Here is a 10,133-nt window from a genome sequence, read left to right as displayed (position 1 = left end):
GGCCGCGCCGCCGCCCGGCGGGGGGGGTGGGGGGGGGGGGGGGGTGGCGGGGGGGGGGGGGGGGGCCGCCGGGGGGGGGGGGGGGGGGGGGGGGGGGGGGCCCCCCGCCCCCCCGCCCCCCCCCCGCCGTGGCCGCGGGGCCGCCCAGGGTTCCTTGCCTGCCCTGTCACCGGCCTCGGACATCCGAGCGATCCGAGGTCCGGACCCTCGCCTCACTCCCCGCCCGGCAGCGCCCTCTCCAAGATCGCGTCCACGTCCGCCGCCTCGGGCAACGTCCCGAAGGCGTGCCCCCAGTCGCCGCCCAGTCGGGTGGCGCAGAAGGCGTCGGAGACGGGCGCGGGGGCGTGGCGGACCAGGAGGGAGGCCTGAAGGGTCAGGGCCATCTGCTCGACCAGGCGTCGCGCACCGGCCTCGGAGCCGGTGGCCAGCAGGCCCTTCAGACGGGTCACCGCCGCGTCCAGCCGGGCGTCCGCGCCTTCGGTCAGGGCGAGTTCGCACAGGAGCGCCTCCGTGGTGGCCGGTTCCCGGGTCAACGCCCTGAGGACGTCGAGGGCGTTGACGTTGCCCGACCCCTCCCAGATCGACAGCAGCGGAGCCTCCCGGTAGTGGCGGGGCATGCCCGAGTCCTCGACATAGCCGTTGCCGCCCAGGCACTCCAGGGCCTCGGCGGTGAAGGCCGGACCCCGTTTGGTGACCCAGTACTTGCCGACGGCGGTGGCGATCCGGCGGAACGCCGCCTCGGTGCCCTGCGCGTCGTCCCCTCGCACGACCCGGTCGGCCGCTCCGGCCAGCCTCAGGGTGAGCGTCGTGGCGGCCTCGGACTCCAGGGCGAGATCGGCGAGGACGTTGCGCATGAGCGGCTGGTCGACCAACCGCGCGCCGAACGCGCTGCGGTGCCGTGCATGGTGCCCCGCCTCCACCAGCGTCTTGCGCATCAGCGTCGCCGACGACATCACGCAGTCCAGCCGGGTGCAGTTCACCATCTCGATGATCGTCTTGACGCCCCGTCCCTCGGGACCGACCAGCCAGGCGACGGTCCTGTCGAACTCCGGCTCGCAGGAGGCGTTGGAGCGGTTGCCCAGCTTGTCCTTCAGACGCTGGATGCGGAAGGTGTTGCGGGTGCCGTCGGGCAGGACGCGCGGCACGAGGAAGCAGGACAGACCGCCAGGAGCCTGAGCCAGTACGAGGAAGACGTCGCACATGGGCGCCGAGGTGAACCACTTGTGGCCCCGCAGCGTGTACACGCCGGGCTCCGCGGTCGGCATCGCCGTCGTGGTGTTGGTCCGTACGTCGGAGCCGCCCTGCTTCTCGGTCATCCCCATACCCGCGAGCAGGCCCCGCTTCTCGGTCGGGACGCGCAGGCCGGGCTCGTACTCCCGGCTGGTCAGCAGGGGTTCGTAGACCTTCGCCAGCTCGGGCTGCCGACGCAGCACGGGGACGGCGGCGTACGTCATCGACGTCGGACAGCCGTGCCCGGCCTCGGTGTGCCCCCAGGTCAGGCCGCCGGCGGTCCGGGCGACGTGGGCGCCGGGCCGCTCGTCCGCCCAGGGTGCCGCCGCCAGGCCCTCGGCGACGGCCACGCGCATGAGGCTATGCCAGCTCGGATGGAACTCGACCTCGTCGACGCGGTGGCCGTACCGGTCGTGCGTCCGCAGTTCCGGCTCGTGCCGGTTGGCCTGCTCGCCCCACTCCTGCGCCTCGACGCTCCCGGCCCGCAGGCCGAGCCGGCGGATGTCCTCCTCGGCCCACGCCGCCCCCTCGCGGCGCAGCCCTTCGAGCAGGGCCGTGTCCTCGGACGCGTCGTACGGAGCCAGGGGAGGGGGCTGGTTGGTGACGTCGTGGGTGGCGTACCTCCCGGGGTGCTCCGCCGCGACTCCGGAACGTTCCTGCGCGGCACCGGACTGCTCCTGCGCGAGTATCGAGACCATACCGTCAGTGTTGCACTCACGCTGCGGTCGCAGCAATCCTGTAATACGCTCTCCCGCCTCGTAGAGTCGTGGCCATGCCGAACAACACGTCCATGCCGGCCGTCGAGGTGGAGCTTCGCCCGCTGTCCGCCCGCTCGGTCGTCCTGAGCCTGTTGCTGGGGCTGCACCCGCCCGAGCTGCCGGTGAAGGACCTGGTGCGCGGTGTGGAGCCGTTCGGCGTCGCGGGCTCCACCGTGCGGGCCGCGCTCAGCCGGATGGTCGCGGCCGGTGACCTGCGGCGCGCGGACACGGTCTACCGGCTCAGCGACCGGCTCCTGGAACGCCAGCGGCGCCAGGACGACGCCGTCCACCCCAGCACCCGTCCCTGGAGCGGCGACTGGGAGATGGTCGTGGTCACCGCCACGGGCCGCGGGCCAGCCGAACGGGCCGAACTGCGCGGCGAGTTGACCCGCCTGCGGCTCGCCGAACTGCGGGAGGGCGTCTGGCTGCGGCCGGCCAACCTCCTGCGCCCCCTGCCGGCCGGCGTCGACCGGGTGGCCGAGTGCTGCACGGCCCGCCCCGACCGCCCGGCGCGCGAGCTGGCCGCGCGGCTGTGGCCGCTGGACGCCTGGACCGGTACGGGGCACGCCCTGCTCACCCATGTCGCCGGTGCCCGCCGCCCGTCCGACCGCTTCACCGCCTTCGCGGCGGTCGTACGGCACCTCCTGGCCGACCCGGTACTGCCGTCCGAGCTCCTTCCGGCCGACTGGCCCGGCGGACGGCTGCGAGCGGCCTACGCGGACTACCGGCAGGAGTTGTCGGAGGTGGCACTGGTGCGTGACGGCGGCAAGGGGGCGGCCGGAAGGGGTGGAAGGGGTGTGCGCTGACAAGGGAGCGGCCCGCGGGTGTCCGCCCGCGTGGGAGCGGAGCGTCGGCTACCGCGCACGACCGCCCGGCGGGCGCCCCGCATGACGCGGCGGCCGTTCGAAGCGCCGTGCGGGACGCTTCGAACGGCCCGTCCCACTGCCGCGCGGTCACCTGTAGGTGATGTCGGACGTCGAGTACTTGCAGTACGTGCCGTCGGGCCCGGTGCCGTTCTCCTTCGGCTCCTGGCCGCTGCTGTTGCCGATCCACTTCTGGCAGGGAATGATCTTCCGGCTGCTGTCCCCGACGATCGTGATGTTCCGCAGGGTCGCGACGTCGCTGTAGTTGGTGTTGATGCCGACGATCCGGCTGCCCTTCCAGTTCACCTCGATGTTGCTGAGGTTGATCGTCCGCTTGTACTGCTTGCTGCAGTTGCCGCAGGTGCGGGCGAAGGTGCCGAAGTTCTTGACCGAGAAGTTCGACACGTTCAGCGTACCGGCGCCGTTGAACTGGAAGACCTTGTCGGCGGCGTCCCGCGCGCCGCCGCCGGTGACGGTGTACACGTTGGACGACGACTCGCCGCGGAACGTCGCGGCGTCCTCGCCGACGTCCTCCCACCACACGTTCTGCAGAGTGCAGCTGCCCTTGCAGTGGATGCCGTCGGCGGCGGGCCTGCCGAGGATGACGTTCTTCAGGACGGCACCGGGAGCCAGTTCGAGGATCGGCTTCTGGCCCTCGCCCTGACCGTCCCCGCCCAAGGCCCCGGCGCCGTACAGGCGCTTCATCCCGTAGTCCTTGGTACCGGAGATCTTGATGGTGTCCGTGACCGGTTCGCTGCCGTTGGGGGTCGGCCAGGTGGCGGCGCTCGCCGTGGCGGCATTCATGGTCATGATCATGCCAATGGTGAGACCGAGGGCGGTCAGGGCGCCGCCCGGTGCGCGTGTGCGGGCGCGCGGTCGGGTCGCAGAAGTCATGTCCCGTTCCTTCTGTCGCGATGCGAGGGGTTCGGCGCCGGCCTGTGAGATCCCGGTAGCGGCTCCGCCGGGATCGTGCGCCGCAGGTCGGCGTGTGCGTCGGCACCGCTGCGGTGGCGGGCGACGCGTGGGTTCATGTAGTTGAACTTTGTTTGGCGAGCGAAACGTTGAGTCCGACGGAGTGGCTGCGTGGGGGACAGGGCGCTGTGCTGCCGGTCGCTCTGCTGAACGGAACGTAGAGGGCAAGCGCTTTCTAGTCAACGCTTCGCGCAGGAGAGGGTCAGTCGGGCGAGGCGTGGGTGAGGGCTCTCGCCTGACACTCGTGGGAGCGCTTCCATGGTGGACGTGTCCATGCCACCATGCCCTCGATGCCTTCCCCGGAGCGGGCGAGCAGACGCCGGCTCCCGAACGCGTGCGAAGGGACAAGGACGTGCCCCCCACCCCCCGCATCCCCGCCGCAGGACCGCTGCGTGCGCTGGCCGTGCTGTGTGCCGCCCTCCTGCCGCTGCTCGCGGCCCTGCTCGTCACCGCCCCCGCGGCCACCGCCCGTACCGGTAGCGCCGACGTCCTCCCCACCGCGGCGCTCACCGAGGTCACGGACTTCGGCGACAACCCCAGCGACCTGCGCATGTATCTGTACGTGCCGGACAGCGTGACCGCCGACCCGGCCGTCCTGGTGGCCGTGCACTGGTGCACCGGATCCGGCCCGGACATGTACCACGGCACCGAGTACGACACGCTCGCGGACCAGTACGGGTTCGTCGTGATCTACCCGTCCGTCACCCGCAGCAGCAAGTGCTTCGACGTGTCCTCGCCCCAGGCGCTCAGACGCGGCGGCGGCAGCGACCCGGTCGGCATCAAGTCCATGGTCGACTGGGTCACCCGCACCTACGACGCCGACCCGAAGCGGATCTTCGCCACCGGTATCTCCTCCGGCGCGATGATGACCAACGTCCTGCTCGGGGACTACCCCGACGTCTTCGCCGCCGGAGCCGCCTTCTCAGGCGTTCCCTTCGGCTGCTTCGCCACCGCCGACGGCTCCGAGTGGAACAGCGCCTGCGCGAACGGCACCGTCAGCCGCAGCCCCCAGAAGTGGGGCGAACTGGTGCGGGGCGCCCATCCCGGGTACACCGGGCCCCGGCCACGCATGCAGCTGTGGCACGGCACCGAGGACGACGTCCTGCGCTACCCGAACTTCCGGGAAGAGATCAAGCAGTGGACGAACGTCCAAGGCGTCGGACAGACCCCCGCCGCCACCGACACCCCCCAGTCCGGCTGGACCCGCACCCGCTACGGCGGCACCGGCGACCGGGCCCCCGTCGAGGCGATCAGCCTCCAGGGCGTCGGCCACAACCTGTACGGCTCCGGCATGGCCGCCCGCGTCCTCACCTTCTTCGGCCTGGACCGCGGCGGCCCCGCCCCCCAGCCCCAACCCGGCGCCTGCAAGGTGACCGCGGACACCAACGCCTGGAGCACGGGTCTCACCGCCTCCCTGACGATCACCAACACGAGCACCACGGCGATCAACGGCTGGCGGCTCGGCTTCACCCTGCCCGCCGGCCAGACGATCACGAACGGCTGGGGAGCCGCGTACACCCCGGCCTCCGGCGCGGTGACCGCGACCAACGCCTCGTACAACGCCACGCTCGCGCCAGGAGCGAGCGTCGGCATCGGCTACCAGGCGATCCACACGGGCAACGGCGCGAAGCCTGCCTCCTTCACCCTCAACGGGGCCGTCTGCACGGTCGGTTGACGTGCCGGGGCGTCGGGCACGCCCACCGGACGTGCCGCCCGCCCCGCGCCTTCCTCCCGCCCGGCTTCACCCCGTCGTGCTCGGCCTCTGCCCGCGGTCGCCCCGGCGTGCCCCACCGGATCGCGCGCAGGCGGATGACATGGCGTTTTGCGGGAACCCGGGTCCGCGCGGAAGACGACGCCGACCGAGGTGAAGAGGGCGAGCGATGGTTCTTGGGCTGCTCACACGTCCGACGGCTGCCGCGGCCGGAATGGTCGCGGCCGGACCGCGGCTGCTGGTCAGAGGAGCCGCACCCGCTGTGGGAGCGGCCGCGGGCGCCGTGGCCGGAACGGCCCGGGCCGGTGTGAAGAGCGTCGACACGGCGGCACGTGTCGTGCGGGTCGCCCGCAACACGCTGCCTCTGCGCCCCCGCCCCTGGCGGTCCGGCACCCGTGTGCACCTGGCGCTGCGCCCCGACGAGCCCGACCGCGTGAAGCGGGCGGGCGGGACGGAACGGGCCGCCCGCCGGGTCGCCGAGGCCCTGCTGGAACGGCCCGACGTGGCCCTCGCGTACTGGGACGGCGGACTGCGCCGGCTGGTGGTGACCGCCGTCGAGGAGTCGGTCAGCGACCACGTGATCGAGAAGGCCGCCGAGATCGCGGCCCGTCACGGACTGGCACAGCTGGACGAGTCGGTGGAGGAGATCCCGCACCCCGCCGACCCCGCCGGGGTGCGGGCCGCCGCCGCGACGCTCGCCGCCGACGGGCTCGGCATCGCGGCCGCGTTCATCGGGTACGGCCTGCGCCTGCCGACCACCCCCCGGTCGGTGACCGCGCTTGTCACACTGCTGCGGGAGAACCCGCGATTTCGCGGATGGCTGCGGGCGCGCCTCGGCCGGACCCGCATGGACCTGGTGATGGCCGCCGCGAACGCGGCCGTGCACGGCGCCGGCCGGACCCCGACCGCGCTGGTGCTGGACGGTTCGCTGCGCTCGCTCCAACTCGCCGACACGGTGGCCCGCGCGGCCGCCTTCGACATGGTCCACGACGAGGTCTGCCTGCCCGAGCGGTGCAGCGTGGCCGGTGACCACTGCCCGCGCCCGCCGCTGCGCACATCCCCGGCCCAGGAGTACGCCGCCCACGCCGAGACCGGCAGTCTCGTCGGCGCGGTGGCGACGTTGCTGGTCAAGCACGACGGCACCGAGGCGGCCGAGGCGGTGCTCGCGGGCTCACCCAAGGCCGCGCGCTACGGCCCCGCCGCCTTCCACGCCGTCCTGAGCGCCGCGCTGTCCCGAACCGGCGTGCTGGTGCGGGACACCGAGCGGCTGGCGCAGCTGGAGATGGCCGACACGGTCGTGCTGCACCCCAGCGCGCTGCGGACGCCCGGAGCGGGAGCGGACCCGTGGGCGGAGACCGTCCTGGACGCGGCCCGGCGGGCGGGCCTTCGCGTGGTGATGGTGAACGATCCCGCCCTGGCCGACTTCACCAACCTCGCCGACCAGGTCGTCAGCGGCGAGCGCTCGCTCGGCGAGGTGGTCGGGGCGCTGCGGGCCGACGACGCCGTGGTCGTCACGGTGGCGCGGCCGGGGCCCGACGACGAGGCCGTGTTCGAGGGGCTGCTCGCCGGTGACGTGGCCGTCGTCCTCACCGACCGCGACGGAGCCCTCGTCTGGGGCGCGGACGTGCTCGCCCCGCACGGCCTGGCCGACGTGTGGCGGCTGCTGCGGGCGGTTCCGGCCGCACGCGGGGTCGGCCGCAGGTCGCAGGTCCTGGCACGGTCCGGAGCCGCCCTGTCCGGACTCCTGGTGGCGATCGGCAAGTCCAGGCGCGGCCGCCCCACGCCGTGGCCCGGGATCCGGCACACACCGGTCGACGTGAGCGCGGCCTGGGCCCTGCTGACCGGTGTGCGGGCGGCCCTGGGCGTGGCGGCGGCCCGGGCACCGCATCCCCGGCCGCGTGTGGCCTGGCACGAACTGGAACCCACCGAGGTCCGCGAGCGGCTGGAGCGTGAGCACGAGGCGGACGCGGAGCCGAGTATGCCCGAGCAGGCAACCGACCGGGTGCGCAAGGCGTTCCAGGCCATGGGGCGCAAGCGGGTGTTCGCGCCCTTGAGCGGGCCGCTGCAGCTGGCCCGTGCCGTGCGCGGCGAACTCGACGACCCCCTCACCCCGGTACTCGCCGTGGGCTCGGCCGCCGAGGCGATCCTGGGCTCGGTCGTGGACGCCCTGCTGGTCGTGGGCGCGCTCGACCTGAACGCGCTCGTCGGCGGCGTCCAGCGGATGCGGGCCGAACGGGCCCTGTCCGGTCTGCTGGCCAAGCAGAAGCAGAAGGCGCGCGTCGCGGGCGAGGAGCCGGAGTCCCGCTCGCACCTCGTGGACGCCGCCAAGCTCCACCCCGGCGACGTGATCGAGCTGCGCGCGGACGACGTGGTGCCCGCCGACGCCCGTCTGCTGTGGGAGGACGGCCTGGAGGTGGACGAGTCGGCGCTGACCGGGGAGTCCCTGCCGGCCGACAAGGCGACCGACCCGACGCCCGACGCCGCCGTGCCCGACCGCAGCTGCATGGTGTTCGAGGGCACGACCGTGGTGGCGGGGCAGGCGCGGGCCGTCGTGGTGGACACCGGTGAGCGCACGGAGTCCTCCCGGGCCGTGTCCCTGGCCGCCCGCACGCCACCGTCCGCCGGAGTACAGGCCCGCCTGCGCGAACTCACCGACAAGGCCCTGCCGTTGACCCTCGCGGGCGGTGCCGGTGTGACGGCCCTGTCGCTGCTGCGCGGCACGCCGATCCGCGAGGCGGTCAGCGGCGGCGTGGCCGTGGCGGTGGCCGCGGTGCCGGAGGGGCTGCCGCTGGTGGCGACCGTGGCGCAGCTGGCCGCCGCCCGGCGGCTGAGCCGCCGCGGAGTCCTCGTCCGGGCCCCGCGCACCCTGGAGGCGCTCGGCCGGATGGACACCGTGTGCTTCGACAAGACCGGCACGCTCACCGAGAACCGGCTGCGCCTGGTCCGGGTCACCGACGCCGGCGGCACGATCCGCAAACCGCACGAGAGCGAGGGCGACACCACGTTGCGGACCGCGGCACGTGCCTGCCCGCAGTTCAACGGCGGCTCGGAGCGGCCCGTGCACGCCACCGACGAGGCCGTCCTGGACGCCGCCCCCGACGACCCGGAGTGGTCCCAGGCGGAGGGCCTGCCGTTCGAGGCCGGCCGTGGTTACGCCGCCGCCGTCGGCCGGGCGCAGGACGGCGCCGCCGTACTCGTGGTCAAGGGCGCCCCCGAGACGGTGCTGCCCGCCTGCGTCGACCTGCCCGAGTCGGCGACGGAGGCGGCGCACACGCTCGCCGCCGACGGACTGCGGGTCCTCGCGGTGGCCCGGCGTCGGCTGCGAGAGACGGAGCAGGCGGCGGACGTACTGGAACAGCCCCTGGAAAAGCTGGAGTTCACCGGTCTGCTGGCCCTCGCCGACGTACCGCGCGAGACGTCCACGGCTCTCGTCGAGGGCCTGCGCAACGCGGGCGTACGGCCCGTCATGCTGACCGGCGACCATCCGCAGACGGCGCGGGCGATCGCCGCCGAACTGGGCTGGCCCGAGGACACCGGTGTGGTCACCGGCGACGAACTGGCGTCCGCGGACCGGGAGGCGCGGGCCCGGATGCTGAGCGACATGGGCGTGGTCGCCCGGGTCGCGCCCGAGCAGAAGCTTCAGGTCGTCGAGGCGCTGCGGGACGCCGGCCGGGTGGTCGGCATGGTCGGTGACGGCGCCAACGACGCCGCCGCCATCCGTGCCGCCGACATCGGCGTCGGCATCAACGCGCGCGGCTCGGCGGCCGCCCGCAACGCCGCCGACCTGGTCCTCACCGACGGTGATCTGACCGTCCTGGTCGAGGCGGTGGGCGAGGGCCGGGCGCTGTGGCACAGCGTCGCCGACGCCATCGCCATCCTGATCGGCGGCAACGCGGGAGAGGTGGGCTTCGGCCTGCTCGGCACCCTCCTGTCGGGCGCGGCGCCGCTGTCCACCCGCCAGATGCTGCTGGTGAACCTGTTCACCGACCTGTTCCCTGCCATGGCGGTGGCGGTGACACCGAAGGAGCCGGAGGACTCGGAGGCGGAGCCGACCACGGAGCAGGTGTCCGCGGGTCCGGAGGCGGAGCCGACCACGCAGCAGGTGTCCGCGGGTCCGGAGGCGGAAGCCGGGCGGTCCGCGCCCCCGACCGAACCCCTCGGCGCCTCGCTGCTCGGCGCCCCCCTGATCCGCAAGATCCGGCACCGCGCACTGACCACCACGCTGGGCGCGACGGCCGCCTGGCTGATCGGCCGTTTCACCCCTGGTACGGCCCGCCGCTCCACCACGATGGCCCTGTGCGCGGTGGTCGGCACCCAGCTGGCCCAGACCCTGGCGGACCGCCGGAGCAGCCCGCTGGTCCGTGCCACCGCACTCGGCTCCGGAGCCGCCCTCGTCGCCCTGGTCGAGACGCCGGGCATCAGCCACCTCTTCGGCTGCACGCCGCTCGGTCCGCTCGCCTGGGCGGGTGTCGCCGCGTCGATCGCGCTCGCGGTGGCCGGACAGCGGGCCCTGCCGCAGCTGGAGCGGCTGATGGTCCGCTACCTGCCGGCGCCCCTGCGCTGACGCGGCGTCGGCGGTACCGGCTGGGCGACGCCTCC

At 74.0% G+C, this 10,133-nt stretch carries 5 protein-coding genes; 3 read left to right on the top strand and 2 right to left on the bottom strand.

The genetic code is table 11. The annotated features are described in order from the left end of the window. Positions 1 to 212: 212 nt before the first annotated feature. Positions 213 to 1,928, bottom strand: coding sequence for an acyl-CoA dehydrogenase family protein (locus ACWCPI_RS34800; RefSeq protein WP_451041945.1), 1,716 nt, complete (start codon positions 1,926 to 1,928; stop codon positions 213 to 215). Between the two features lie 74 nt (positions 1,929 to 2,002). Here ACWCPI_RS34800 and ACWCPI_RS34795 point away from each other — a divergent pair, with 74 nt between their 5' ends. Continuing rightward, the gene (locus ACWCPI_RS34795) at positions 2,003 to 2,794 is read left to right on the top strand and encodes a PaaX family transcriptional regulator C-terminal domain-containing protein (RefSeq protein ID WP_451041944.1); all 792 of its coding nucleotides are present in this window, start codon (positions 2,003 to 2,005) and stop codon (positions 2,792 to 2,794) included. A 147-nt stretch (positions 2,795 to 2,941) separates the two neighbouring features. Here the strand turns inward: ACWCPI_RS34795 and ACWCPI_RS34790 are convergent, their stop codons facing one another. Further along, positions 2,942 to 3,745, bottom strand: a complete 804-nt coding sequence (locus tag ACWCPI_RS34790; RefSeq protein WP_451041943.1) for a pectate lyase — start codon at positions 3,743 to 3,745, stop codon at positions 2,942 to 2,944. Positions 3,746 to 4,175: 430 nt separating this feature from the next. On the opposite strand from ACWCPI_RS34790, the gene ACWCPI_RS34785 reads away from it, so the two are divergent. Next, positions 4,176 to 5,498: an extracellular catalytic domain type 1 short-chain-length polyhydroxyalkanoate depolymerase gene (locus tag ACWCPI_RS34785; RefSeq protein WP_451041942.1), complete on the top strand. Its 1,323-nt coding sequence runs from the start codon at positions 4,176 to 4,178 to the stop codon at positions 5,496 to 5,498. Between the two features lie 205 nt (positions 5,499 to 5,703). Beyond that, on the top strand, positions 5,704 to 10,098 hold the full coding sequence (locus tag ACWCPI_RS34780; RefSeq protein ID WP_451041941.1) for an HAD-IC family P-type ATPase: 4,395 nt from the start codon (positions 5,704 to 5,706) through the stop codon (positions 10,096 to 10,098). Positions 10,099 to 10,133: the final 35 nt, after the last annotated feature.

The organism is Streptomyces sp. NPDC001920 (assembly GCF_053594495.1).
This window is presented reverse-complemented; position numbering and strand designations above follow the sequence as displayed.